The 25,094-nt window shown below is 41.6% G+C and carries 25 protein-coding genes; 8 read left to right on the top strand and 17 right to left on the bottom strand.

What is annotated here, in order from left to right; translation table 11 throughout:
• Positions 1 to 70: 70 nt before the first annotated feature.
• On the bottom strand, positions 71 to 2,704 hold the full coding sequence (locus NL645_RS02855) for a bifunctional acetate--CoA ligase family protein/GNAT family N-acetyltransferase (protein WP_046876116.1): 2,634 nt from the start codon (positions 2,702 to 2,704) through the stop codon (positions 71 to 73).
• 236 nt (positions 2,705 to 2,940) lie between these two features.
• On the opposite strand from NL645_RS02855, the gene NL645_RS02860 reads away from it, so the two are divergent.
• The 4 genes from NL645_RS02860 to yciH all read left to right on the top strand — a co-directional run bounded on the left by NL645_RS02860 (position 2,941) and on the right by yciH (position 5,477).
• The gene (locus NL645_RS02860; protein ID WP_005390018.1) at positions 2,941 to 3,510 is read left to right on the top strand and encodes an SPOR domain-containing protein; all 570 of its coding nucleotides are present in this window, start codon (positions 2,941 to 2,943) and stop codon (positions 3,508 to 3,510) included.
• Between the two features lie 149 nt (positions 3,511 to 3,659).
• Positions 3,660 to 4,649, top strand: coding sequence for a D-alanine--D-alanine ligase (locus NL645_RS02865; RefSeq protein WP_253651155.1), 990 nt, complete (start codon positions 3,660 to 3,662; stop codon positions 4,647 to 4,649).
• A gap of 128 nt (positions 4,650 to 4,777) precedes the next feature.
• Positions 4,778 to 5,164: a DUF3319 domain-containing protein gene (locus NL645_RS02870; protein WP_253651156.1), complete on the top strand. Its 387-nt coding sequence runs from the start codon at positions 4,778 to 4,780 to the stop codon at positions 5,162 to 5,164.
• Position 5,165: 1 nt separating this feature from the next.
• On the top strand, positions 5,166 to 5,477 hold the full coding sequence (gene yciH, locus NL645_RS02875; protein ID WP_012842285.1) for a stress response translation initiation inhibitor YciH: 312 nt from the start codon (positions 5,166 to 5,168) through the stop codon (positions 5,475 to 5,477).
• Between the two features lie 925 nt (positions 5,478 to 6,402).
• Here yciH and NL645_RS02880 read toward each other — a convergent pair.
• Positions 6,403 to 6,759, bottom strand: a complete 357-nt coding sequence (locus NL645_RS02880; RefSeq protein ID WP_253651157.1) for a hypothetical protein — start codon at positions 6,757 to 6,759, stop codon at positions 6,403 to 6,405.
• A gap of 81 nt (positions 6,760 to 6,840) precedes the next feature.
• Here NL645_RS02880 and NL645_RS02885 point away from each other — a divergent pair, with 81 nt between their 5' ends.
• Together NL645_RS02885 and NL645_RS02890 are read left to right on the top strand one after the other, a co-directional pair.
• Positions 6,841 to 7,680, top strand: coding sequence for a LysR family transcriptional regulator (locus NL645_RS02885; RefSeq protein WP_048625053.1), 840 nt, complete (start codon positions 6,841 to 6,843; stop codon positions 7,678 to 7,680).
• A gap of 302 nt (positions 7,681 to 7,982) precedes the next feature.
• The gene (locus NL645_RS02890) at positions 7,983 to 8,195 is read left to right on the top strand and encodes a hypothetical protein (protein WP_012842272.1); all 213 of its coding nucleotides are present in this window, start codon (positions 7,983 to 7,985) and stop codon (positions 8,193 to 8,195) included.
• Between the two features lie 102 nt (positions 8,196 to 8,297).
• Here NL645_RS02890 and NL645_RS02895 read toward each other — a convergent pair whose 3' ends face one another.
• From NL645_RS02895 to NL645_RS02940, 10 genes are all read right to left on the bottom strand, one after another.
• Positions 8,298 to 8,687 (bottom strand): universal stress protein, encoded by a 390-nt coding sequence (locus NL645_RS02895; RefSeq protein WP_046875460.1) that lies wholly within the window; start codon positions 8,685 to 8,687, stop codon positions 8,298 to 8,300.
• Between the two features lie 927 nt (positions 8,688 to 9,614).
• Positions 9,615 to 9,776, bottom strand: a complete 162-nt coding sequence (locus NL645_RS02900) for a YoaH family protein (protein WP_005394474.1) — start codon at positions 9,774 to 9,776, stop codon at positions 9,615 to 9,617.
• 42 nt (positions 9,777 to 9,818) lie between these two features.
• On the bottom strand, positions 9,819 to 10,940 hold the full coding sequence (locus NL645_RS02905) for a conjugal transfer protein TraF (protein WP_253651158.1): 1,122 nt from the start codon (positions 10,938 to 10,940) through the stop codon (positions 9,819 to 9,821).
• Between the two features lie 60 nt (positions 10,941 to 11,000).
• Positions 11,001 to 11,882 (bottom strand): DUF2861 family protein, encoded by an 882-nt coding sequence (locus tag NL645_RS02910; RefSeq protein WP_005394478.1) that lies wholly within the window; start codon positions 11,880 to 11,882, stop codon positions 11,001 to 11,003.
• 6 nt (positions 11,883 to 11,888) lie between these two features.
• Complete coding sequence (vxrB, locus tag NL645_RS02915; protein ID WP_005394480.1) at positions 11,889 to 12,551, bottom strand: response regulator transcription factor VxrB; 663 nt, start codon at positions 12,549 to 12,551, stop codon at positions 11,889 to 11,891.
• A complete protein-coding gene (gene vxrA, locus NL645_RS02920; protein ID WP_005394482.1) occupies positions 12,526 to 13,980 on the bottom strand; it encodes a sensor histidine kinase VxrA in 1,455 nt (484 codons plus the stop codon). Before vxrA ends, vxrB begins: the two co-directional genes overlap by 26 nt.
• A 155-nt stretch (positions 13,981 to 14,135) precedes the next feature.
• Positions 14,136 to 15,512 (bottom strand): Re/Si-specific NAD(P)(+) transhydrogenase subunit beta, encoded by a 1,377-nt coding sequence (gene pntB / locus NL645_RS02925; protein WP_005394484.1) that lies wholly within the window; start codon positions 15,510 to 15,512, stop codon positions 14,136 to 14,138.
• An 8-nt stretch (positions 15,513 to 15,520) separates the two neighbouring features.
• A complete protein-coding gene (locus NL645_RS02930) occupies positions 15,521 to 17,077 on the bottom strand; it encodes a Re/Si-specific NAD(P)(+) transhydrogenase subunit alpha (protein WP_005394487.1) in 1,557 nt (518 codons plus the stop codon).
• A gap of 435 nt (positions 17,078 to 17,512) precedes the next feature.
• Positions 17,513 to 17,794 (bottom strand): HlyU family transcriptional regulator, encoded by a 282-nt coding sequence (locus NL645_RS02935; protein ID WP_005394488.1) that lies wholly within the window; start codon positions 17,792 to 17,794, stop codon positions 17,513 to 17,515.
• Positions 17,795 to 17,835: 41 nt separating this feature from the next.
• Positions 17,836 to 18,204 carry a late competence development ComFB family protein gene (locus NL645_RS02940; RefSeq protein ID WP_253651159.1) on the bottom strand — a complete coding sequence of 123 codons (369 nt, stop codon included), beginning with the start codon at positions 18,202 to 18,204 and terminating at the stop codon, positions 17,836 to 17,838.
• 254 nt (positions 18,205 to 18,458) lie between these two features.
• Between NL645_RS02940 and NL645_RS02945 the strand changes: the two genes are divergently transcribed.
• Positions 18,459 to 19,697 carry a GGDEF domain-containing protein gene (locus NL645_RS02945; protein WP_253651160.1) on the top strand — a complete coding sequence of 413 codons (1,239 nt, stop codon included), beginning with the start codon at positions 18,459 to 18,461 and terminating at the stop codon, positions 19,695 to 19,697.
• Positions 19,698 to 19,721: 24 nt separating this feature from the next.
• Here the strand turns inward: NL645_RS02945 and NL645_RS02950 are convergent, their stop codons facing one another.
• Entirely contained in the window at positions 19,722 to 20,714 is a 993-nt protein-coding gene (locus NL645_RS02950) for a Solitary outer membrane autotransporter beta-barrel domain (RefSeq protein WP_253651161.1), read from the bottom strand.
• The gene (locus tag NL645_RS02955) at positions 20,711 to 21,670 is read right to left on the bottom strand and encodes a diguanylate cyclase (protein WP_074190148.1); all 960 of its coding nucleotides are present in this window, start codon (positions 21,668 to 21,670) and stop codon (positions 20,711 to 20,713) included. Before NL645_RS02955 ends, NL645_RS02950 begins: the two co-directional genes overlap by 4 nt.
• Before the next feature lie 273 nt (positions 21,671 to 21,943).
• On the opposite strand from NL645_RS02955, the gene NL645_RS02960 reads away from it, so the two are divergent.
• A complete protein-coding gene (locus NL645_RS02960) occupies positions 21,944 to 22,381 on the top strand; it encodes a DUF3069 domain-containing protein (protein ID WP_005394495.1) in 438 nt (145 codons plus the stop codon).
• A 71-nt stretch (positions 22,382 to 22,452) separates the two neighbouring features.
• Here NL645_RS02960 and modC read toward each other — a convergent pair whose 3' ends face one another.
• From modC to modA, 3 genes are read right to left on the bottom strand one after another with little or no spacing between them, the layout of a single operon-like run.
• Positions 22,453 to 23,559: a molybdenum ABC transporter ATP-binding protein ModC gene (gene modC / locus NL645_RS02965; protein ID WP_253651162.1), complete on the bottom strand. Its 1,107-nt coding sequence runs from the start codon at positions 23,557 to 23,559 to the stop codon at positions 22,453 to 22,455.
• Complete coding sequence (gene modB, locus NL645_RS02970; RefSeq protein WP_005394498.1) at positions 23,559 to 24,245, bottom strand: molybdate ABC transporter permease subunit; 687 nt, start codon at positions 24,243 to 24,245, stop codon at positions 23,559 to 23,561. Before modB ends, modC begins: the two co-directional genes overlap by 1 nt.
• 27 nt (positions 24,246 to 24,272) lie before the next feature.
• Positions 24,273 to 25,028 (bottom strand): molybdate ABC transporter substrate-binding protein, encoded by a 756-nt coding sequence (gene modA, locus NL645_RS02975; RefSeq protein WP_085343792.1) that lies wholly within the window; start codon positions 25,026 to 25,028, stop codon positions 24,273 to 24,275.
• Between the last annotated feature and the right edge of the window lie 66 nt (positions 25,029 to 25,094).

Below are 25,094 nucleotides of genomic sequence, written 5' to 3' on the forward strand. Positions count from 1 at the left end.
AACTTTTACTTCTTAGGTTCCCATTGCTTATCGAATCTAAGAAGTAAAGTTATCGCTAATGCTTTATTTTTCAATTTAAAGGAAGCACCATATCTGCCGTACCATCGGCAAACTGAACATCGACTTCAAATCCCAGGTTTTGAGCTAACATCAACATCCCTCTGTTTGTAGGCATGGTCATTCCAGACATTTGCTTTGTGCCTTTAATCTTGCAATAGCTGATAATTTTCTGCATCAGCACTTTACCTAAGCCTTTTCCTTTCAAATCTGAACGAACCAAAATAGCAAACTCAGCATCACTATTATCTGGGGTAATCAATGCGCGGGCTACGCCTATGATAGACGGTCCGTCGGTATTAAACGCTACCGCAACAAACGCCATTTCGCGGTCATAGTCGATTTGAGTGAAGTTTGCCAAAGCCTCATGGTTGAACTCACCAACCTCAGAAAAGAAACGCTTATACAGATCTTCTTTCGATACGCTATTAATGAATTGAGCATGCAGCGGCTCATCTTCAGGCAGGATAGGGCGAAGCAGGATAGGTTGGCCATCTCGAAGCGTTACAGTTTCGACAAACTCTGCCGGGAAAGGACGAATCGCCAGACGTTTTTGCGCATCTCCCTCGTATTTACACAGTGTGATGTCCGCATCGAGGATAGTTAAATCGCTTCCCGATACCAACACTGGATGGATATCCAGTCTTTGTATTTCTGGCAACTCAACCGCCATTTGGGAGATACGAACTAAGAATTTCGACAACTCACTAATATCGAGCGCATCTTTGTGTTTCTGCAGGCGAATCTTTCCAGACTTTAAAGCCACAACGACAAGGTAGCGTGCAAGCGTCATGTTCAAAGGAGGAAGTGCAGCGACGGCATCTTGGGCGATATTCCACTCAGAGCCGCCTTGACCCAGCAAGATGACAGGTCCAAAGACCTTATCTACTGCAATACTAATCCGTAGCTCTTCAGCGCTGCCGAGCTTGGCCATACCTTGCACCAGCAGACCGTGTACATTGGCAGAAGGGTAACTGAGCTTTACGGTATCTAGAATGGATAGCGCTGCGTTGGAAACTTCTCGACTGTTTCTTAAATTCAGGGCGACACCGTGTACATCCGATTTATGAGGAATGTCTGGAGATCGCAACTTAACCGCAACAGGGTATCCGATATTTTCTGCCATATGCACGGCTTCAATTTCGTCAGATGCAATCCATGTTGGCAGAACATTAAACCCGAACAGCTTAAATAAAGGGCTGGTTTGATGCGTATCCAGAGTGACTGTGTTTTTATCCAGTAGTCGCTCATTTACCCATTCTTTTGCAGAACTCACACTTCCAGAGTGCAATGGCTCAGCCGTCGTTGGCGTTTCCATTAATTGCTTCTGGTTTCGTCGATACTCAACCAAGTGCATGTATGCAACGACCGCACTTTCCGGCGTTCGATAGGTTGGAATGCCAGCTTGAGTAAATGCCAGTCGTGCCTCTCTCGACGTTTGTTCTCCTGACCAGTTGGTCAAGATATTAAAATGCTTATGCCGAGGGTGAGCCTTGATCGCCTCAATAACAGCTTGAGCAGTTTCAAGAGGGTCGGAAACCGCAGAAGGACTATGCATAATCAAGATTGCATCTGCACAGTCGTTATTCATCAGTGCGTTAATGGTATCAATGTAGCGTTTTTTTGTTGCGTCACCAGACAGATCAATCGGATTTCGAGCGCGCCAGTTGGACGGGAGTGCAGTTTGTAATTGCTCAATGGCAGCGTCATCAAGTGTTGCGAGCTGGCCACCACGTTCAATCAAAGTATCAACGGACATAACAGCAGGGCCGCCGCCATTGGTGACGATCGCTAAACGCTCTCCACGAAGTGGCACAGAATGCGTGAGTGTTTCTACCGCAGCGAAGAGCTCATGCGTATTGCTGACTCGTAACATACCAGTTCGACGGATGGCAGAATCGTAAATTACATCAAGCGTATCACCATCTTGCTCTTCGAAAGTATTCATCTCTTTAGAGCGGCCCGCTTTTAATACCAATATACGGCGGTTCCGTGAAGCAGCTCGCGCAGCAGACATAAATCGTCGAGCATCCTGGATATTATCCACATAAAGCAGAATAGCTTCCGTATTCCCATCCATACTTAAGTAATCAAGCAAATCTGCAAAATCGATATCCTGTCCGCGTCCAATCGAAATGAACGAAGAAAAGCCAATATTCTTATCATTTGCCCAGTCTAACACTGTGGTACAAACCGCCGCAGATTGTGAGATGAACGCAATTTTTCCGGGCTTAGCCGCAACAGGAGAAAACGTGCAGTTAAATTTGTGCCAAGGCAAGATAATACCTAAGCTGTTCGGTCCTAAAACTCGAATATTCAATGATGAAATATTTAAAGGCTGAGCGTCATCAGAGATAACAATCGCAAACGGCGTGCCTCTCTCATCTAACTCTTTAAGCAGTTGCTCATTGCGTGAAACGTTCGTACATAAAATCGCAATATCTGGCGTATAGGGTAGGGAAGCCACATCCGGGTAGGCTATAACTCCGGATACCGCTTTGTATCGCGGCGTTACTGGCATAATCGCGCCACCAAATCCACTTTGTAGAAGGTTACGCATAACGACATGCCCTGCTCGCAATGCTTTTTGAGATGCACCAATAACGGCCACAGAGTTGGGTTTAAAGAGTTTATGTAGTTTATTCATGCTGACTCCTAGCCGTTTGCAAGTAACGTTTGCCTATCGGTTTCATATCAATCATAAACGAATAATTTATTGATAAAACGCCTTCAGACCAGACATTGCATAAAATGTGGACGATGCTTATGGAGTTTGTGTTATTCATCACATCAAAATCACAGATTATTGTATTTGATGCTTGATAAACGGCCCTGCTATCGGCATGATTTATCGTAATATTTATCCAGAGCATTTGTTACTTCATGAAAAAAATCGCAATCATCGGCTTGTCAGTCCTGCTTTCTGCTTGTGCATCTGAAACTTACATCACAGACGTAACTTCTGAAAGTTATCGAGAGGACTACAAATCAGATCGTATTTCTAAGCCAATTATGGCGTCTGAAAACGCTGTAGTAGAAAAAGACGTACAACCAACTGTTGTGAAAATGACGGCAAAGCCTGAAGAGAAGAAAGTAGTCAAGCTAACGCCAAAAGAGCAGGCGAAGCCAGTTAAGATCGTACCACCGAGTAAAAAGCAAGCAGGTATTCAACGATTCGGCTATACCATTCAAGTCGCGGCTGTGGGTAGCCAAGCGAAAGTCGATCAGTTTGCAAATAAGCTGCCACAGAACGGTCAGCCAATTTGGGAAAACTACAAAGTCGTCAACGGTACTAAGTGGTTCTCAGTTTTATACGGAGACTACGCAACAAGCGCGGAAGCCAAGCAAGCGATTTCGACTTTGCCTGCTCAATTTCAGCAGTTAAGACCATTTGTTAAAAGCATTGACGCCATTAAAAACTCAGCTTACCCAACGCTTAACAAATTAAACTAACACATCAAATAAGGGAGCGAATAGCTCCCTTATTTATTTGTTCAAATCCTACTCGAACAAAATTCCTCACACTAAAATTACTGTACGTCACACTTTAAAGGTTTATCATAATAAATAGTATCTTTTGTAGGTCACGGAAAGATTGATTCATGATTAAAAATATTCTTCTACTATGCGGCGGCGGCTCTTCTGAGCACGAGATTTCATTATTGTCTGCAAACTTTGTCGAACAACAATTAAATCTTATTGAAGACGTTCACGTTACACGCGTAGAAATTAAAAACGAAGGTTGGATGACCAACCAAGGTGAGTTTGTTTACTTGGATCTCAATACCAAGCAGTTGTGCTCAAGTGAATCTAATCAAACCATCGATTTCATTGTGCCTTGTATACATGGTTTTCCAGGCGAGACAGGTGATATTCAATCTCTGTTTGAAATCGCAGGCATTCCTTACCTGGGCTGCGGGCCAGAAGCAAGTAGCAATAGCTTCAATAAAATCACATCTAAGCTTTGGTACGACGCTATCGGCATTCCCAATACGCCTTACTTATTCTTAACGCGCAACGATGAAGAAGCTCATGCTCAAGCTCATAAAGCGTTTGAAAAATGGGGAAAAGTCTTTGTCAAAGCCGCTTGTCAAGGGTCATCTGTTGGATGTTACAGCGTCATAGAAAAAGATAAACTTTCCAATGCAGTAAATGATGCGTTTGGGTTTTCTGACCAAGTGTTGATTGAAAAATCAGTAAAACCACGAGAGCTTGAAGTTGCTGCATATGAGATGAATGGCCAGCTGCACATAACGAAGCCAGGCGAGGTTATTGCACCTGACGGTGCTTTTTACTCGTACGATGAAAAGTACAGCAGTTCAAGTCACTCGCTCACCGAAGTTGAAGCGAAGAATCTAACCCAAGCACAATTAGATGCAATTCAGCACGCATCTGAAAGGGTATTTAAGCAAATGAATCTTCGCCATTTGTCTCGTATCGACTTTTTCTTAACGGAAGATGATGAGATTTACTTAAACGAAGTAAACACATTCCCAGGTATGACTCCTATCTCGATGTTCCCTAAAATGCTTCAAAATAACGGGCACAAATTCCATGAGTTCTTGGAAGATTGTATAAACAGTGCAAAGTGATTAACGTTATCGAGGCGCGTTTTATGATAGAAATTGTTTTCTAGAGCAAGGTTTATTCAAGCCGTATTTGAATATTGCTCAGTAGCAATTATGATTATATCAACGCATTAAACAGATGACTCAGTGGTATGGCGATTTCAAACTATAGAGGTTTTAACCTGCAGTCAGGCGGACCAGATGGCAGTATTTGGAAGGTTAAAATCAAGAACCACGTCTTACAAGGTAGTTTGACGGCGGTAAAGAAAAGCATTGATTGGTGGTGCGATACCGCATCAATTATTGATCCCAAAGAGTTTGCTGCGCTTGGACAAAGAGCGCAGCAAGTTGGTGGTGCAAAATCAGAACTCTTTAACGGTTATACTATTCAAAATGATACAGGTCAGCCCAACTCTTGGTACTGTATGTTTAATGGTAAACTGATTAAGGGCAGTAAAACTGCTATTCAACGTCATATCGAAGCTTATTTAGTTGCAAAGCAAAAAGCGATGCAAGCTCAACAACAAAAGAAACAATAGAATGACTCTGGTATATTCAACAGAAACCGGTCGAATTAAGCCGGAAGAAGAGAAAACATCTCGTCCCAAAGGCGACGGTATTGTACGAATTCAGCGCCAAACGAAAGGACGTAAAGGTAAAGGTGTATGCATCGTTACAGGTTTAGACTTGGATGATGCACCTTTAAAATTATTAGCTGCAGAACTCAAAAAAGTCTGCGGCTGTGGTGGCTCGGTAAAAGATGGCAATATCGAAATTCAAGGTGATGCTAGAGACAAGATCAAAGCGCATCTTGAAAAGAAAGGCATGACAGTCAAATTAGCCGGTGGCTAATTTACATTAAGGAAAACTCAGAATGGCGTCTAAAAATAGACGCCATTTTTTATTTTAGTAAGTAATACGCTAATTGCAGAACAAGCAATCGCAGATTGATAGATCGATATTAGCTATTTTATGGTAAATAACCATTATGTTTAATACTCACATTAAAGGCTTTAAATTTCAAATTCACAGGGGAATAGGAGCGCTCATTGGCAACATTTGGCGTACGAGTGCAATATTTAACATAATATACATAATACGCACTTTAGAGTTAGAAGATTAGCATTGAAGATGATAGCTTGGTGACGCCGTATTTGGCTTTTCGCTTTATAGACTGCAGTAGCCGATTAAGGTCCTGCACTGTATCTTTGATTACGTTCTACACTATACGCGTTTGTTCTGCATCTTGCTCATTCAAGTAGACGAACAGTTGGATTGGATATTCCATTATTTCTCTGCAACTTTCTGAGTTAACAAGATCTTTGAACCGTGACTTACTTGATCTATCAGTTCAAGCTGGCGTTCTTGAAGTTCTGATACTAACTCTGCTGGGCATGAGCTAGTGTTTAAGTTATATCAGATAAGCAACCTAACGATTGCTTAAAGCCTTTGTCTGCAAATTTACTGCTCATTATATCCTTTCGATAACTTATGTTTTAAGTTATCGAAAGGATGGGAAAATTCAATGTTCTCACTTATGGGCACGTATTTTTCATCCCCAAAAGTGTAATTATTACATTAGCTTTATAGGAACAAGGCATCCATTAGATGTAAACTCTCTACTGTTCAATCTATACCTAGATCTTTCTTCATATGTTCACTCAACTCGCTAGTGGTTCTTACATTAATTTTATGTTTGCAATGATGGATTCTCAACTCTTCACCAAATAATTTCACTAATGATTTTGTATACAAAGCACTAATATTATTTATTATTCTATACAATGTACCTTTCTGATAAACAGATCTTTTCGAATTTTGTATTGCAGTCTTCATATTTAAATATTCTCACATTTTTAACTTTATAATCTAAGGAATTATTTTCAAGTTCGATATTTATTATTGCTTTTGTCGATATTGAATGAGTCATTATAAATGATGCGCAATCGACAATTAAATTACCTGAATCCAACTTAGTAATTTCACGAGAGAGAACTTTTATTTTTAAATTTTCCTTTTCGTTACTTAAGTCGATTGAGTTAATTTCTTCAGGATATTTGTTTAACTTAATATCCAATATGGTTTTATTAAGATAGTAGTCTGCCATTATTTCATGACGGCTTTTAAATATCATTGTCCCCCTCCGTTGATGCAAGTTATACTTTCCCTCCCCTTAAAAGACAACGTGACTCAGAGTTGCAAAAAGGTAACAATCATGGAATTGATGAACAATGAGCTGGTCTGCTTTGCAGCCATTTGTAAACACCTCTCTCTTACAGAGGCATCAAAAGAACTTGGAAAGTCGAAAGCTCAAGTCAGCAGGCAGCTAGCGGCATTAGAAAAACAACTTGGTGTAACACTCGTCCACAGGACAACAAGAAAACTCGTTTTAACTGATCATGGCGAAAGCATTAGAGAGCTAGCCATCAAAACGTTAGAGAGCTTGCAGGAGTTGAATTACAGAGCTAGCTCGTTGAGTGAATGCATTAATGGAAAGTTTAAAATTACAATGCCCAACTCTATAGCCTCTTCTATTTTTGGCTCTGTTCTTAAAGGCTTACAAGAACGATATCCAGCAGTGAACTTTGAAATATCATCAAGTAACAATGTTGAGAATTTATTAGAAAGCAATGTAGATTTAGCGATTAGGCTTAATAACATTATTGATGACACTCTGATTGCACATAAAATTGGTAATTATAACGATGTTTTAATATCTACAGTTAACAATGCCAATAACAACACGCTATTAATCTACAAGAATCACTCGAATAAGGAATCAATTAAAAAGCAGTACACTGACGTTATCGAAGTTGATAATACCTCTATTTTAATAAACTTTGTCTCTGAGGGGGTTGGGGTTGGCGTCATCCCAAATTATCTTGTAAAAGGTAACCATATAGACAACAATATCCAAATTTCACAAAATTTTGATATAGAACGCTCCATGTATATCGCCTACCCTTATCAAAACCCTTTACCAAGAAAGCTAGCTGAAATATCTACTTTTATTAGGTCTGAGTTATCAAAAATATTGAAAAATGAATCACTTTAGGATGGCTTTTCAGGTTTATAATTTTCCTTTGATAACTCATGAGGTCTAGCGAGAAGCTTTGTAACGTATTGTTTCAAAGAGCCTCGTTAGGCATTTATGAAAATCCCCATCTTTATGCTTGTTATCACAACATGAGATGCTATACCGTTTCATTATCAAGGCTTTGCGTGGAATAAATCACGTGGGTTGATAGATTGACTTACATTAAAAATTTAATCGAAAGCAGCTTTATATTAAATTGATTTCATACCGTTCTGCGTGTATCTTCTACCCATATCCCCACAATAACCAAGGAGAATGCCATGGATAAGCTACTCGCGTCTGCACTAGAAATTAAGCAGCGAACTATGGTGACTGGCTTTTTTGCTAGAAATGGATTCAAAATCGCTATGACCGATTTTGATGATGTCACTTTTGAGCGAGAAGGTGTGCAAGTTAACGTGCATTTTGATTTGCAGTCAAACGCAGAGTCTGCATCTATTTTATCCCAAGAGGCTTCTGCCATTCCTGGTTAATTATTTTGTCGTCAATCATACGTAAAGCCGAACACAAACGTTCGGCTTTTTAATATGCGAAAAACGGGATTACAAAAGATGTGGCACAAACCTGCGTTACTGTCACTCATCCAAGTAAACAATCAATAAATCCGCTTCAACCTCATTCGCTACCTTTGGTACCGATGAAAAGAAACGGCTCAATAAATTATGATGATGACCGCAGACAACTAGGTCTATTCCCTCTTTTTTTACGATTCCCGACAATTTGATATGAAGGTCACCGATAACTGCCATCGTCTCGTGTACTGGATATAGGCATTTATCAGCGAGTTCTTGTAGCTCCTTTTGCAACTTTTGTTCTTCTTTCGGCTCCATGATCACACGATCAACATCCACATAAACGAATGAAAGTTTGGCGTTCGAGTTCTTTGCTTGAGTTATTGCTTTTTCGATAACGACTTGGCTAGATTGAGATAAATCAACAGCGACTAAAACGTGCTTGTAACTCATTCTTTCTCTCCTAGTTAGTTTTCATGTGCTTATAGTAAGTCTAGTTCACTAAGAGCGAATGCAATGTCTAAACTCATATTTCATGAAAATATTGGTGTTTGATATAAGAATGTGGAAACAGCCGAGCGATCAGCTATCTAATAGCCTTGAAGGCTCGTGAAGTCAACTAGTGACTTAGGAACCGGTTATTGATATGTGGCCCATTTTGTTCTCCCTCCTTAAGATGTACATAACTATGTAACTAACGCAAACAAACCCACGTTACGCCGTCACTACGCTTCTAAACCCTGTCAATTTCTATTGCAGCTTGTTTTATATTCCTAATTACAACGTCGCCTAGTTTAGTAAAACCACTTGGCAATAAGTAATTTTTTCGTGTAATCCATCGATCAAGATTAAGAGTTATTTCATAGACAACACTGAATTAAAGACAAGATTTAGAGTTAAAACAGAGTCCAACACTCCTATATTCAACCTAAAACCGACATACGTCTGCGAGCACTTACTGTCTATATAACGTCAACTATATAACTATATTCAGATTTTATTTTTCTGTTACAACGTGTCTTTTTTATCTTCACAGCATAATCCTCTACTTGAAAACATACCCAATCATCATCTTGTAATTTAATTACACAAAAAGATATTCGAAACATAACCGCAAGACAAAAAAACCAACACAAGTCACTGATTCTATTAGTTTTAATTTAAAAATAGCATTTCACCCCATATTCGTTCAAGCCAGAACGAATCAAGGTTAACTTAAACAAGTAAAATTTTACTAACTGCTTAGTACAGAATAGAGGAAGTTGAATAAATTGAAAGGTATATAAATAACGTTACGACGTAACTACGTTAAGGTATGAAAATATTTGAGGATAAATATGAGGACCAAAAAAACAGGGCCAAAGCCCTGATATGAATTAATTAGTTTTGTTGCTGTTGTTTTTCTGCGTACTCAGATCGAATCTGTTCGGCAACAATTTTGATGGCTTCTGCTGTACTTGTGCCCTTCGCCATCAATTCTTGAATTTTCTCTACAGCTTGTTGTTGCTCTTGGTGAGATAGAGGGGGTAAATCGTCAAACATAAAAAAGCTCCTCATTTTGAGGAGCAGACTATAACGATTCAATTAATAGGTCGCAAGGAAATTAATGGATGCCCCCATTGCGTTCTCGTTCGTGTACTGAGCAGCAATATCTAATTCGATCAACTTAAGTGGAGACAGTCCAATACCTGCAGTAATGGTACCTTCGTCGCTACTTCGAGCTAAGTTTTTCATATAACCCGCTCGCAATGCCATTTGACGCAAGATATCAAATTCAATACCAGCTCGAATCATTTGTGTATTATCATCAAAGGATGAAAAACGTTTTTCTTCATTAAGATCGTAGTCGACACTCATAGTAAAGTAATCGGCAACAACCCCTGCCCTGACCGTATATACGGGACGCATGCTGTATTCGTATGATTTTATCGTATCACTGCCATACATGAACGATTTTGTTTTAACGTCTCTTCCGATCAAGTTTTTTGCTGAAATAGCGACACGATATGGGCCAAAGAACCAAAGCGCGCCCGCATCCAAGTTAAACATCGTTTCCGCTGTCTCATGTTCACGTAAGTCTTTGGTATCGAAATTCTGAAAACTCGTGGCGTAAGAGTACGTATAAATACGCTGAAGTTTAGGCGTAACACCAAATGAAAGGTGTTGATTCATAAAGTTGGTGTATTTAGCAAGTGATACGCCTGCTTCAGCAACACCAATAGAAACACCTTGTACGTAGCTATCGTCTAACGGATTAGTACCTGACGTATCTACTTTTGGTTGTACGAATGATTCAGTGTATAACTTACCGTAAGCAGTTGCAGATAAAAATTTATTAGGAATACCTATAGCGACAACGCCACCAAGATCAAAGTCAGTTTTTTTTCCATCTATGGCATTCATCGATTTTTTGATTTCATCGACATCGGTCAATTTGCTGATGCGTTCGATTTCATCGACAAGATCATATTGATCATCGTAGTTACCACCAAAACTTGGCACGATCATTCCTGCATCATCGTTTCGGCGATAAATTGCAGTAAGTGCGGGGTTGAAAAAAGGAGCAGTCAGATAAGTTGCTGATACCGTACCAACGCCACCCATCGCATCGCTACGAGCTTCTATCGCATAAGTAGCTGCCGAAGCAACGTTTGCGAAAAGTGTGGTGGCAACAGAGGTGGCTAGAATTTTATATTTGGTTTTCATACTACACTTGTGATTTTGGTTCTTCCTGAACCTTTATCGGCACAAATGGTATTTCTTTAACTATTCTTCTTGGGAAAGATCATAGGTTCGGCTAATAGTTTGAGCTTGCTCAACAATTATATCGCCCTGCCAACGACGACTGTTGATACTCACTGCCAACACGTATCTATCATTTGGGACGCCCGCAAGCTCTAGTGAATTGGGATAGTTAGACTCGTACGTCTTTTTCCACATTTGCTCGTATTGACCATCAATGTAGTCATATAAACCAACTTCAAGTTGCGGTAATGGACAATGGGGATTACGAAGCGCGCTCTTTTCTACTTTCCAATTCTCTTTAGATGTCCAACGAACATATTGCGAAGAATTGGAATCTCCTAATATTACCCAAGTTCGATACTCTTGTTTATCTTTAGAAACAATAGTTAAGTGATACAAGCCAGCTTCAAGCTTACCCGTGAGGTTATAGCGTTTCGAATAACTACGCTCATTGGCTAATTCCGTACCGCTCGGCTGTTCTTCATAACTGAATGAACTGTCTGCGGATATAGAATCATCCACCCATCGATTAAATGAAATATTTTCGATGTCAGTTGTAGCTCTTAGCTTGATCACTAATCTAAATGTATCTCGCCCAGGGCTTTGGATGGTCTGACGAATAACGTTCACGCCACTTATCCATTCAGGCAGCGTTACACCAGTGAGAGACTTGCCACAGTTTTTAGATAGAGACTGACCAAGAAGGTCATTGAGATGAGGAGTCAAATCTTTACTTGGTTCCGTTTGCCACAGTTCAACAAGAGAGTTGAACATACCGGCAAGATCATCTTCAAGTAAGTGTTGATGTGCCTGCGTTAAAGGCGTGTTGGTTTGAAACCAGTCCATTGCATGGACTGGTTTCACTAACGCTAATGAGAGAACTACGGGGAGTAGTGTTTTCATTATGATTTATGCTTTCATCTTGTAGCCAACACCGCGAAGTGTTTCAATTTCCAGTCCTGGCAGTTTTTGACGAAGCTGCAATACGTGCGTATCCACAGTACGTGTCGTTGGGAAGTGATTGTAACCCCAAACGTGGTCAAGTAGCTCATCACGAGTAAACACGCGACCTAAGTTCGACGCTAAAAATAGCAGTAGATCAAACTCTGTACGAGTTAACGTAATTAGCTCATCTTTATAGGTAACTTCACGAGTTGAACGATCAATTTCTAAGTCTTTTGTGATCACTTTATCAGCGCTGCTTTGCTCTGCTGAATCCGGTGCTCGTAGCTGTGCACGGATTCTCGCAAAGAGTTCCGCTTCAGCAAAAGGCTTCGTTAAGTAGTCGTTCGCGCCGGAATCAAGGCCTGCAACTTTATCTTTTACGGTAACAAGTGCCGTTAGCAAGATAACTGGTACGTCTTTAATCTGTTTCCATTCTGGGAGACATTGTACAGAGTCACCATCTGGGAGTTGGCGATCGAGAATAACCAAGTCAGCTTTTTTCCATTGTGGTTCTACGTCTGCAATACGTTCCACATGTAAACACTCATATCCTGCTTGTTCCAGGCTTACTAACAGGCCATCAGCCAAGTTTTTATCGTCCTCAACGAGAAGCAGTGTCTGTTTCACAAGGTATCTCCAATATAAAGGTTGTAGGTGGTCCCATCAGGGACATTTTTCCGCCCATGCGGCCTACCATAGATTCAACGATTGTTAACCCAAGTCCTAACCCGCTCTTACTGACGAACGGTTTCTTCAAATTTGCCCAATCTTTAGCCGTTAGGCCACCAGCATCTCGGACTTGGAATACTATTTTTTCTTCACTAGTTGAAACATCCAATTCAACTGGTGCAATACCGTACTTAAGCGCATTACGAAGCAAGTTATCGATACAAGTTCCTAACCAGTACACATTAACTTTAGCAGCCACATCTTCATTGATGTTGAAAAGCACGGCACTATCAAATTCTTCTTCGATCTTAAATTCTAACCAGTCTGCGACAGACGGAACCCAGTCTGTTGCAAGCATTTGGTTATCAGATTGCAAATAATCTTTACTCGCTTCTGCCAATTGACGCAAACGACGTGTATCTTCACACAATCTGCGAAACTCATCATATACGCTTTCAGGTAGATGCTCGAACTCTCGGCGAAAGCCCTCAACCGTCAGTGATAGAGATGCAATCGGTGTTCTGAGCTCATGCGTTAAAATTTGCAACACAAGCATTCTACTACGGAGCTCTTCTCGCTTACTATTCCAGCGGTATACAGCCCAACCAATCACTAGAAGAATATTTGCGATTACCAGTATGATCATACTGATCCGCAAAACTTGTGAGTGATCTTCTACATCCCAACAAATATTGCCTCGTTTAACAAAGCAACTTTTGCTTTGAGACGCTAGAGCGTACGACAGACCCGCATTAGCGACGTTTTCTTCCCAGATATCTTTCTCGAAAACAAAGTAACGGTCACCACGTCGTAACCAAAGTTCGTTACCTTCGATAAACATGCTCGCGCCTGCAATCAAAGCATTAATGGCGTCGTCGTCCATGTTTTTCAAGCTTTCTAACAACTCATCCCCTTCCTCATTGTCACGCTCTTTAATATGCATGTATTGAGCAAGCTTGGGTTTGAGTTCTGGATACTTATCCACATAGCGTGCAGCATAAGTCCCACCACCTGGGTGAATGAGCCCACTACGCGAAAACCAACGTGGTGTCAGTTGCGTCCCTTTACAGATAGCTCTTGTAAATACTAACGGCTCAGTAATTAAAGGACTTAGTGGCAATTTACCACGACAAGTATTCGCTAAGCTGTAAAGCTGTTGTATATCTTTTAACGGATAGTCAGACGTTTGCGGCAGAAGCGAATCTGGCGCAAGTAACTTGGTAGGATAATTTGATTGCAGAATACGAATATCATACGATTTAAGAGCTACTTCATAATTAAATAGCTCTGTAAACGTATCTATTCTTTCTGGTAGTGAATCGGAAAATGCAGGTGCCGAAAAAAGCGGCAATACAGTTGCAAAACCGAGCAAAAACTTTTTAATCAAACTGTTACCGTCACTTGTTACATTAGCCAAAACTATACATCAATCTACAAGCAATTGACATCTGCTAACAGAAGGATTTGCATTACTATAACATTGAAACGGAACAAAAAAGGGCCAGCGATTGCTGACCCTGTATAGTTTTAAATCAAGAATGGTTAGAGTGCTTTAAAAATAGACTCAACACTTTCCTTCGCATCACCAAATAGCATTGATGTATTTTCTTTGAAGAACAGTGGGTTCTGTACACCTGCGTAACCAGTATTCATTGAACGCTTGAATACCACTACATTTTTCGCGTTCCAAACCTCCAGTACAGGCATACCAGCAATCGGACTGTTCGGATCTTCCAGAGCTGCTGGGTTTACCGTATCGTTAGCGCCGATAACCAGTACTGTATCTGTTTCAGCGAAGTCATCATTGATTTCATCCATTTCAAGAACGATATCATACGGTACTTTCGCTTCAGCAAGTAACACGTTCATATGTCCCGGAAGACGACCTGCTACTGGGTGAATACCAAAGCGAACCTCAATACCTTTTGAACGAAGTACGTCAGTAATTTCATGCACTGGATACTGCGCTTGCGCTACAGCCATACCATATCCTGGGGTAATGATTACTGATTTTGAGTTCTTCAGCATTTCAGCGACTTCTTCTGCCGTTGTTTCGCGGTGTTCGCCCTGCTCTTCGTCACCTGAAATTACAATCTCTTGACCAAAGCCACCAGCAATAACACTGATAAACGAACGGTTCATGGCTTTACACATGATGTAAGAAAGAATCGCACCTGAAGAACCAACCAACGCACCTGTTACGATTAATAGGTCATTTGCGAGCATGAAACCTGCTGCTGCTGCTGCCCAACCTGAATATGAGTTCAGCATTGAAACGACAACTGGCATATCAGCACCACCAATTGAAGCAACTAAGTGGTAACCGAACGCGAACGCAATCAGTGTCATCACAATCAGAGCGAACATGCTGCCATCTGCTTTTACGAAGTAGATCATAAGAAGCGTAGAAATCACAACCGCTGCAAGGTTCATTTTGTGCTTGTGAGGTAGGTTAAGCGGCGAAGAAGAAATCACACCACGTAACTTACCAAATGCAACAATTGAACCCGTGAATGTTACGGCACCAATGAAGACACCCAAGAATACTTCTACAAGGTGGATAACATGTTCAGCATGAGTCGCCGCTTCTGGCGCATCTAGGTAACTGTTGTAGCCAACTAAAACCGCAGCTAAACCTACAAAGCTGTGCAGTATCGCAACCAGTTCTGGCATTTCGGTCATTTCTACTTTCTTCGCATAGAAAATACCGATCGCCCCACCTATCGCCATCGCAATAATGATCCACCCAAAGCCTTGAGCATCAGGGCTGAAGATCGTCGCGATCAGCGCGATCGTCATACCTGCGATACCATAGTAGTTACCATTACGAGCGGACTCTTGCTTTGAAAGCCCCGCCAAACTCATGATGAAAAATAATGCAGCAACAATGTAAGCTGCTTGTACTAATCCTGCAGACATTGTAACTCCTATTTATCTTTGCGGAACATTTCAAGCATACGCTTGGTGACGGTGAAACCACCGAAGATATTGATGCTGGCGATCAATACAGCAATAAAGGATAGGAATGAAACGACCCCATTACCTTGCCCAATTTGCAGTAATGCACCAACCACAATAATGCCGGAGATAGCATTCGTTACCGACATAAGCGGAGTATGAAGTGCATGGGTAACATTCCAAACCACGTAGTAGCCGACAACACAAGCTAAAACAAATACAGTAAAGTGAGAAAGGAACGCTGCCGGCGCAACCGATGCAATCCAAGCAAAAGCACCTACTGCCGCGGCTACACCAATAATTTTCTTCGTTGGAGAGGTAGGTTCTTCTACTTTAGGCTCTGGTTTCGCAGGTTGCTCTTGTTTCACTTGCGGCTGCGCTGAAACCTGGATTGGTGGCGCAGGCCATGTAATTTCACCTTCTTTAACCACGGTGACACCACGGATAACAACATCTTCGAAATCAATATTGATGTTACCGTCTTTTTCTTTACACAGCAGTTTTAGAAGGTTAACAAGGTTTGTCGCGTAAAGTTGAGAAGATTGCGTTGGCAAACGGCCGACCATGTCAGTGTAACCAACAATTTTTACGCCATTATCTGTCATGATAACTTGGTCTTTCACTGTGTATTCACAGTTACCGCCATTAGCAGCTGCCAAGTCAACAATGACACTGCCCGCTTTCATGCTGTCGACCATTTCCTTGGTGATCAGCTTCGGAGCAGGTTTGCCAGGGATTAGTGCCGTTGTAATGATGATATCAACATCTTTAGCTTGCTCTGCGTATAACTCTGCCGCTTTTTTGTTGAAGTCATCGGACATTTCTTTTGCGTAGCCGTCACCAGAACCAGAGTCTTCTTGGAAATCCACGGTCAGGAACTCTGCTCCCATGGACTCAACTTGTTCTTTTACTTCTGGGCGAACGTCAAATGCACGAACAATAGCCCCTAGGCTACCCGCAGCACCGATTGCAGCCAAACCAGCCACACCCGCACCAGCGACCAATACTTTCGCTGGTGGTACTTTACCGGCAGCCGTGATTTGACCTGTAAAGAAACGACCAAACTCATGAGCTGCTTCAACAACCGCACGATACCCAGCGATGTTAGCCATCGAAGAGAGCGCGTCTAAGGCTTGTGCACGAGAGATACGAGGAACAGAATCCATGGCAAGAACGTTAATGTTCTTACTTGAAAGTTGTTCCATCAACTCTGCGTTTTGAGCAGGCCAAATAAAGCTAACAAGTGTTGCACCATCTTGTAGTAGTGCGATTTCGTCAATGCCTTGTTCTTCATCTACGATTGGCGCATTAACTTTTAGAATAAGACCAGATGCCCAAACTTCTTCACTAGAAACGATTTTCGCACCAGCAGCTTCATAAGCAGCATCATCGAAACTCGCAAGCACCCCCGCTTGGGATTCAATCGCGATATCGAATCCCAACTTTATTAACTGCTCAACCGACTTCGGCGATGCAGCTACTCGCGATTCACCCGCAAGTATCTCTTTAGGTACACCGATTTGCAAAACGCATACTCCTTGTATACATATCAATAAATTAGTCCCAAAACAGAGCGTCGCTCTACTCTAACTCTTTTTTATTTCTATCTGTTTACCACGCAAGACAATTGCAAACGAAAGATGGTGTTTGGGGCCACCCATTTGCACAATAACACCTTGACTAACAGCCCTGTTATTATTCTGTTTGTATCGAACGCGTCTCATTACTTCAAGTGTTTTGTAATTTAAATACTAAATTTCATTACATATAACGCTAAGTAATGAATGATTGTCGCTCTGAGCACGAAAAATAACAACGCCATGCCTTACTAGACTGAGGTCTAACCAGATCATAATTAAATGCTGACTTAACAAACATTTAAGCTCTAAAAAAGAAAGAGCCATCAGCATATACACTAATGGCTCTTTTTAAGATGATTGGAATCAAGTTGCGGTGAATTGTTAGTCGAAGATTTTATCGCCCATTTGATCGATAAACATTTGAGATTTCTTCAACATAAGTTCATTGGCATCTTGTTCCGAGCCGAGCAAATCTGAACGAATAAATCGATGAGTTTTCACTTCATCGTCGTATTGCTTTTCTATTCGACCGGCAATGCGGTATTGCCCACCCTCTGAAAGGCTCTCTTGGTAAATAAGGAAACCTTTGTACTCAACTGGTTCCACAGTTTTTACTTCAGCAGTTTTTTCACTACCACCAAACAAACGCGAAAAAAATCCCACGGTTCCTCCTTGGGTAAGCTCATCGATAGATTAAGCTTGTATCACTTAATATTGACATTGAGGATTGGTTTTTCATACCAGTCCAATTCTTTGTCTTCATCATAACTGGTATGGGTAAAAATTACAGGTACATCATGATCTCGGTTTTTACGCCGGTCTTCTTTCACCATTTCTGCCGCGTTCTTCACCGCGATATCCGCACTTTGCTTAAATTGGGTGAGCTTTTGTTCCGGAAGCGAAGATAAAAAATCAATATCATGACGAATATAGACGGGTTTGAGCTGAATAAGTGCAAGGCACGCGATATCTGCGAGCTGCTCGTTGTCATACTGCTCTACAAACTGAGGCAAACTGAGCACTTGTCCAACAAATGTTTCCATGTAGTTATGCACATCTGAACTTATCTGCATTGGCAAATCTCCCTTGTTCTATGAAAACAAGTATAGCAACGACTTGTTTATAACAACTTATTGATTGCTCTTAATTTAATCAATCTCTCTCTTTTTGTCGTAATGTCTCCCAAAATACTTGGGAAAATGAGCAAATAGACGTATTCTTGCTAGTTCTCGAAGCATGAAAATCGATAGCAGATTAATATCTATATTGATGAAACGCTTAACCTAACCAATTATATAATCAACTATTTTCAGGCAATTTGTAATAGATGTCCTCATCATCAATGACTTCATCAGGCTTTCGATTCCTTTTCCCATTTATGTTGTTGGGATTAGTGAGTTCGAGCATGAACAACATCATTCAGATGACTCAGTCAAACTGGGGTATTGCCGCAAATTTGCCGTACATACTGTTAGGCTGTGCACTGCTCCTTTGCTATTCATTTAAGCAAGGTCGGGAGTCAATGGTGTGTTTAGCGACGTTACTGGCCTATTTCGTGATACAGCACAGGCTACAAGTTCCACTTCAAAGTGGTACAGCCTTACTTGAGCTGACCATTTTAGCCACGCTACTTCCTGTTTCTTTTCTTGCGGTATTTTTGTTTAGTAAAGACGGTTTCGACTCAAGAGCCATGTTTACTTACCTCTTGATGTTAACGATGTTCGTTCTTTGGTCTTACCTTACGTTAGCGTATTACGTTGAAGGTGGGTTTGAACAATGGACAAGCGGCATTTTATTTATCGTACCTACGGTTTCTAAACTGCCTTTTATTCTAGTTTTATATTGTGTGGGTATTGTCTGCTTCCTCGGAATTCTTGTTTTAAAGAAGAATGAAATCATCCATGCTATGACCTACTCTGCAATGGTGCTGGCGTCCGCGACGTTCATTTTCTTTGATGTGCAATACATATCTAGCACCATGTTTACCCTAACGGGATTGCTTATCATTATTTATGCTGCCTCTGCCAGCCATCAATTGGCTTTCACAGATAGCTTAACGCGGATCCCGAGTAGGCGCGCACTCGACCTTGACTTAAAACACATGGGCAAAAAGTTCACGATCGCAATGCTTGATGTTGACCACTTTAAAAAGTTTAACGATAGCTACGGTCACGATACGGGTGATGACGTATTAAAAATGGTCGCTTCGCGTCTAACTAAAACTCCCGGTGGCGCAAAAGTATATCGATTTGGCGGAGAAGAATTTACCATCGTCTTTAAAGGCAAGTACGCAGATGAGTGTAAAGAGTTTTTAGAAGAAGCACGTAAATCCATTGCAGAGTATGAGATGATTTTACGTGATGAAGAATCCCGCCCAGATAACCATAAACAAGGCCAAAAAAAGCGTGGTAACGACAGTTCGAGGAGAAAGTCGGTCTTTGTTACCGCAAGTTTCGGAGCGGCCGACAGCAGAAATGGGCAAGCACCTCAGGACGTGATTAAGTTAGCGGACGAAGCGCTTTACAAAGCGAAAAAAGCTGGACGCAATTGCGTGAGGCTTCATTAATACCCCAGAGCGAAAGTTAGCTGACTAATCTTGATTAAAGAACAAGACTAAGCTTCCTCCTTTTAACGCACTGCCATAATTGATCGTTAATCCGATCCCGATATTATCTATCCAATCGGAGTCAAATGGTGGTGTCATTAACCATCCAACACTGGCTTCGTAGTAGTGCACAGTATTCATGGGTTTTCTTGTATCACCACCAATATCAACTCGATTGAAGCTCGAATACACTGACTGCACAGTATCTCCAATGTGGGTAAAATCATAAAACACCTTTATTCCATTGACCCAATACCAGCCTTCCGGATTGCCAATATCACCATTATTTGCTTTACCCCAGCCAGTGCCATAAAAATAGTGAGGAGCCGACCAGAGGTACCATTTCCCCCACGATTCATGCTCTAGGTATTTAAGCTTTGTGTTGACTTCTCCGACAACGGCCCAAGCACTGGTGTTTAGGTATACACCTTCTAGAAATGGTTTTAGGTCATTCAGTGCATTACTACGATAACTATAATCGTTTTGATAGTACATTAAGTGTGAGCCGATTGCGCCACTAAGCGTTAGCTTATCAGTGAGGTATTTTTCTCCAGCAAACTCAATATATCCGCCCATGACTAACTCTTTACTTTTATCTGGAATCTGTCCTTTTTGGTCTACATACACATCTTGCTCTGTACTTAAGGCATAAACTCGGCCATTCAATAGATAATGAGTTTGTATTCCCTCTTGTTCAAACAAATCAAAACTAAATGGTAGTGTTGATACAGCGATCTTCTTTCTGAGATCAACCGAATCTTGAGTACCAATGTCTTCGTTATCTATGTTGAAGTATTCGTTCGGATCGAAATCATGAAATCCTACCGTAAAGACATCGCTATCTGACAGAACGATCCCAATAGCAAAGTTCCTTTCATACTCTTTTTGTATCTGATCTTGAATCGAATTAGCCTTAGAACATAATGAAAAAAGTGACAGTGTAGCTAAGGCATAACTATTGATAACAGCTTGTTTCAACTTGCATTTACCACCGTATGTGTATTTCTTCCTAAAGATTTTGAGGTATACAGCGCTCTATCCACCGTCGCATACAAATCAGACTGCTGCTCTTTTCCCGTCGGTTGAAAAACAAAAACACCTTGTGACACTGTCACCCTACTAGACACACTAGAATACTCATGTGGGTAATCCAGAAAATACATGGCCTCTTGTATACGTTCTGCTTCTCTCTCTGCGGTTTGGGCGTCTGTGCAACCCAGTAACACCACAAACTCTTCTCCGCCATAGCGCCCTACGTATTCGCCAGAGCGACAAAATGTTGCTTTAAGTTGGTTCGCAATGGCTTGCAAGCAACGATCTCCTTCTATATGACCGTAATTATCATTAAACGGTTTGAAAAAATCGACGTCCAATAAAATCAAAGCCATTGGCATGTTGTGACGGCCATGCCATGCAACCATCGATTCTAACTTATGATCGATATAACGGCGGTTATAGAGTTTGGTTAAGCCATCTTCATTCGCTTGCTGGGTCAAAAGTTGGTTCACTTTCTCCAACTGAGCTGTCGCTTGTTTAAGCTCTCGTCTCATATGGGCAATACGCTGCATTGCGATAAGCTTAGAGTTCAGTACGAGTTTATCTACGGGTTTAATTAAATAATCATCACCGCCGGCCTCTATGGCTTTTGCAATCATTTCTGGTTCCTCGTGACTGCTCAGGAAAATTATTGGGATCCAGTCGGGAAAGGTTTCTCTGATATGAAGAGAGACTTCAAAACCGTTCATATCTGGCATCGATATATCGAGTAATACCAGTTCAGGATCAAAACTCTCGTAGGTGTTTAGTGCTTCTAGCCCACTACCCACCGCTTTTACAATATGTCCAAGTTGCTTAAGACGAATAGCCAACTGCATCCTGTCTAGCTGAACATCGTCAACCAGGAGGATTCGCATTGATGTCCCTGTCGGTTGCATAACGCGTTCCATTTCTTATTTTGTCTTTATTAAACATATACCATACTCATAGAGTTGTTGCATTCGACTCATAATTAAGTGCTATATTTTTGTTTAAATATCACGGAATCAATTGTCTATAACGATTACACTGAGAATTGCCCTACCAAAACATGACCAACGAACGTTAGTTCAACAAACTCACGTGTTCTGGTCATCTTACGGACACATGGGTATAGCTATTTGATGCATTTGGTATTAATATTCCCGCCTTTTTGTAATGAGAGACACACCATGTCAGAAGCAACTAACAGCGAAAGCAAAAAAATCGATCTAGCAACCATTTCTCCTGAACTACGTAAAGTTATTGAGTTTGACGAAGTTCCAGAGCAAATGTTCGAAATGGTTACCTCTATCCATGAAGTGTCTGAAGAAGCAGTGCGTGAGTCTTGGGACGAAATGCCTGCAAGTGCTCAGAACATTCTAGATAACTTCGAGCAATTTCATGCTCTAGTTTCTGTTGGCCAAGCATTTGCTGGTATCAACGTGATGGAAGAATTCCCTACTCTTAATCTGCCAGAAAACATGACAGATGAAGATAAAGAAGAATACCGCGCTCAATTACTTGATAATGTGCTTCACAACTGCGTGAAAGACATGGTTAAGCAACTTAAAAAAGCACGTCGCGACCCACTTCTTAAACGCGAATTCAAAGAAGTGTTCGCAAAATAACGTTTTTCCGACAAAATAAAGGCCGCGTTTGCGGCCTTTTTTGATCATTAAGCGTGCGTAGCTTTAAACAATTAATGCGGCGCTAATGCCACGTCTTTTTGCGTGACACTGACACCTTTAATTTGTGCGAATACACTATCACCTGCCTTTAAGTCGAGATCATCAAGCGCCCAAGGTGTTATCGTAGCCCACAAATAACATCCCTCATCTAGCTTTAGCGATACATTAATACTCTGTTTATCATCAGCCGCGTTAAACACCTCGATTGAATCGACCGTCGCAGGCAGGATATTTCGAATAGAAGTCGCCTTAGGTTGCTCTAGCGTAATAGAAACGTCGTTGGCACGCACTTGTAAGCGAATTGGCGTCTCTGGCTCACCATCAATCTTTTGCACCCATAGTGATGCATTAGGTGCAAGGCTGACACAAGTCAGCGCATAACGCTCATGATGTTCAGCAATTCGGCCTTCAAATAAGCTGCTTTGATCCGAGAAAGACTGCCATGGACGCATCGCATGAGAAGCCCACACGTCTTCAAGCTTACCTGAACTCGTAATTTTACCTTGGTCAATAATTGCAAGGTGCTGAGCAAGCCTTAAAATTTCTTGGAGACTGTGTGTGACATAGATAATAGGGATATTTACCTTCTCCGATAATTCCTCCAGAAATGGCATCACCTCACGTTTTCTCGGCATATCAAGCGACGCAAGTGGTTCATCCATCAAAAGTAAGTTGGGTTTTGATAGTAATGCGCGCGCAATCGCAACACGTTGCTTTTCACCGCCAGACAGTGAGTTCGGGAAGCGCGTTAGTAACGGTTTGATAGACAAGAGTTCGGCGACTGCATCAAAGTACTCGTCATCTTTTTCTTTAACGCCATACAATAAGTTGCCTTGAACCGAATAGTGAGGAAATAAACGCGAATCCTGAAACACGTAACCAATACCGCGCTTGTGTGTTGGTAAGTTGACCCCCTGTTCACTATCAAACAAAACGTGATCACCAATCGCAACATGTCCCTGCTTTGGTGCAACTAATCCGCTGATGATATTAATTAACGTGGTTTTTCCCGCACCAGATCGCCCAAACAAAGCGCTAATTCCGTTACACGGTAACTCAAGTTTGATATCGAAATCAGTATCACCAAGCATTTGTTTAAATTGAACTTTAATCGTCATTACTTCGCACCCAATCGACTTGCCGCTTTGCGATTTAGCCATTCAGAGATCATTAATGTAGACAAAGCTAGCGCGATAGAAATGATGCATAGGCGAGCCGCCTGCATTTCCGCGCCTGGCGTTTCAATAAAGTTGTACATTGCCAGTGGAATCGTTTGGGTCTCTCCCGGAATGTTAGAGACGAAACTGATCGTCGCCCCGAACTCACCAAGACTACGAGCAAAAGACAGCATCGTCCCAGTAATAATTCCGGGAATGGTCAGTGGTAACGTAATGGTGAGAAAAACTTTTAAAGGAGAAGCGCCTAACGTTGAAGCGGCATGTTCCAGTTTTGGGTCGACGTTCTCTAAACTTAACCGCACAGACCGAACCATCAAAGGCAAGGCCACGACAATACAAGCGACTACTGCTCCTTTCCAATTAAAGCTAAAGACTAGCCCTACATGTTCATAGAGCCACTTGCCAAGAAACCCTTGCCGCCCAAGAGAAATCAACAACAAATAGCCGATAACCACTGGCGGCAATACCAGTGGTAAATGAATTAAGCTATCGAGGATCGATTTACCGAAGAACGTTTTTCGAGAAAGTAGCCAAGCAAGAAAAACGCCGAGAGGAATGAGCCAAAGTACTGCGTACGCGCCCACTTTGAGGCTTAACATTAAGGCTTGGTATTCCAGTTCTGTCACGCTTCGTTCCTATAATTGAAAGCCGGTTTATTGCTGAAAGCCATATTGAGCAAAAACGCGTGCGGCTTCGTCCGATTTTAGGTACTGGAAGAACTGCTCGGACTCAGTAGAATCATTCACAACCGCAGCCGGATAAACAATAGCCGCATGCGTATCACTCGCGAATTCACCAACAATTTTGACTTTGTCGGTTAACTGCGCATCGGTTTTGTAGACCACGCCTAAAGGTGCTTCCCCACGTTCAACCAACGCCAACGCTAGGCGCACATTCTTTGCTGGTGCGATTTGAGTTTGAATCTCTTTCCATACACCCAGTGTAGTCAGTGATTCTTTCGCGTACATACCAGCAGGCACTGACGTCGGATTGCCTAACGCAAGGCGATTTCCATGCAATGCCTTTTCCCATGCTGTTGCATCAGAGAAGTTAAATGAGGTTAATTCTGAAGACTGAGGCGCAATCAATACTAAGCTATTGCGCACCAAGCTTGTGACATTGTCACGAGAAATAACGTCTTTATCGACCAAATAATCCATCCATTTAGTATTCGCAGAAATGAATATATCCGCTGGTGCGCCGTTGATAATTTGTCGAGCGATAGAAGAAGAACCACCATAAACGGGAGTGATAGAAACGTCATACTTTTCTTCAAAGTTTTGGGCGATTTCGTCGATCGCATTCGTCATCGAAGACGCCGCATACACTTTGAGGTTCGTAGCTGCGTTAGCTGAAAATGAAATGCTTAATATTGCCGCGAGGCAAGCATGCGTTTTCCATGCTTTCATAGAGAAACTCCAATACAAGGCAAGCGAAAGAACTGGTTATTTGGGTTGAAAGTTCAATCAGTTAAT

Source organism: Vibrio sp. Y51_MX_L26, from assembly GCF_024181935.1.
Classification (GTDB): Bacteria; Pseudomonadota; Gammaproteobacteria; order Enterobacterales; family Vibrionaceae; genus Vibrio; species Vibrio diabolicus.

Excerpts from the sequence above, each read along its gene's own strand:
- NL645_RS02940 (WP_253651159.1), bottom strand. The coding sequence starts at position 18,204 with ATGCAGATAAGTTCAGATGTGCATAACTACATGGAAACATTTGTTGGA.
- NL645_RS02860 (WP_005390018.1), top strand. The coding sequence starts at position 2,941 with ATGAAAAAAATCGCAATCATCGGCTTGTCAGTCCTGCTTTCTGCTTGT.
- NL645_RS02945 (WP_253651160.1), top strand. The coding sequence starts at position 18,459 with ATGTCCTCATCATCAATGACTTCATCAGGCTTTCGATTCCTTTTCCCA.
- NL645_RS02865 (WP_253651155.1), top strand. The coding sequence starts at position 3,660 with ATGATTAAAAATATTCTTCTACTATGCGGCGGCGGCTCTTCTGAGCAC.
- NL645_RS02955 (WP_074190148.1), bottom strand. The coding sequence starts at position 21,670 with ATGCAACCGACAGGGACATCAATGCGAATCCTCCTGGTTGACGATGTT.
- pntB (WP_005394484.1), bottom strand. The coding sequence starts at position 15,512 with ATGTCTGCAGGATTAGTACAAGCAGCTTACATTGTTGCTGCATTATTT.
- NL645_RS02855 (WP_046876116.1), bottom strand. The coding sequence starts at position 2,704 with ATGAATAAACTACATAAACTCTTTAAACCCAACTCTGTGGCCGTTATT.
- modA (WP_085343792.1), bottom strand. The coding sequence starts at position 25,028 with ATGAAAGCATGGAAAACGCATGCTTGCCTCGCGGCAATATTAAGCATT.
- NL645_RS02905 (WP_253651158.1), bottom strand. The coding sequence starts at position 10,940 with ATGAAAACCAAATATAAAATTCTAGCCACCTCTGTTGCCACCACACTT.
- NL645_RS02890 (WP_012842272.1), top strand. The coding sequence starts at position 7,983 with ATGGATAAGCTACTCGCGTCTGCACTAGAAATTAAGCAGCGAACTATG.
- NL645_RS02910 (WP_005394478.1), bottom strand. The coding sequence starts at position 11,882 with ATGAAAACACTACTCCCCGTAGTTCTCTCATTAGCGTTAGTGAAACCA.
- yciH (WP_012842285.1), top strand. The coding sequence starts at position 5,166 with ATGACTCTGGTATATTCAACAGAAACCGGTCGAATTAAGCCGGAAGAA.
- NL645_RS02870 (WP_253651156.1), top strand. The coding sequence starts at position 4,778 with ATGGCGATTTCAAACTATAGAGGTTTTAACCTGCAGTCAGGCGGACCA.
- NL645_RS02895 (WP_046875460.1), bottom strand. The coding sequence starts at position 8,687 with ATGAGTTACAAGCACGTTTTAGTCGCTGTTGATTTATCTCAATCTAGC.
- NL645_RS02900 (WP_005394474.1), bottom strand. The coding sequence starts at position 9,776 with ATGTTTGACGATTTACCCCCTCTATCTCACCAAGAGCAACAACAAGCT.
- modC (WP_253651162.1), bottom strand. The coding sequence starts at position 23,559 with ATGACGATTAAAGTTCAATTTAAACAAATGCTTGGTGATACTGATTTC.
- NL645_RS02880 (WP_253651157.1), bottom strand. The coding sequence starts at position 6,759 with ATGATATTTAAAAGCCGTCATGAAATAATGGCAGACTACTATCTTAAT.
- NL645_RS02960 (WP_005394495.1), top strand. The coding sequence starts at position 21,944 with ATGTCAGAAGCAACTAACAGCGAAAGCAAAAAAATCGATCTAGCAACC.
- NL645_RS02885 (WP_048625053.1), top strand. The coding sequence starts at position 6,841 with ATGGAATTGATGAACAATGAGCTGGTCTGCTTTGCAGCCATTTGTAAA.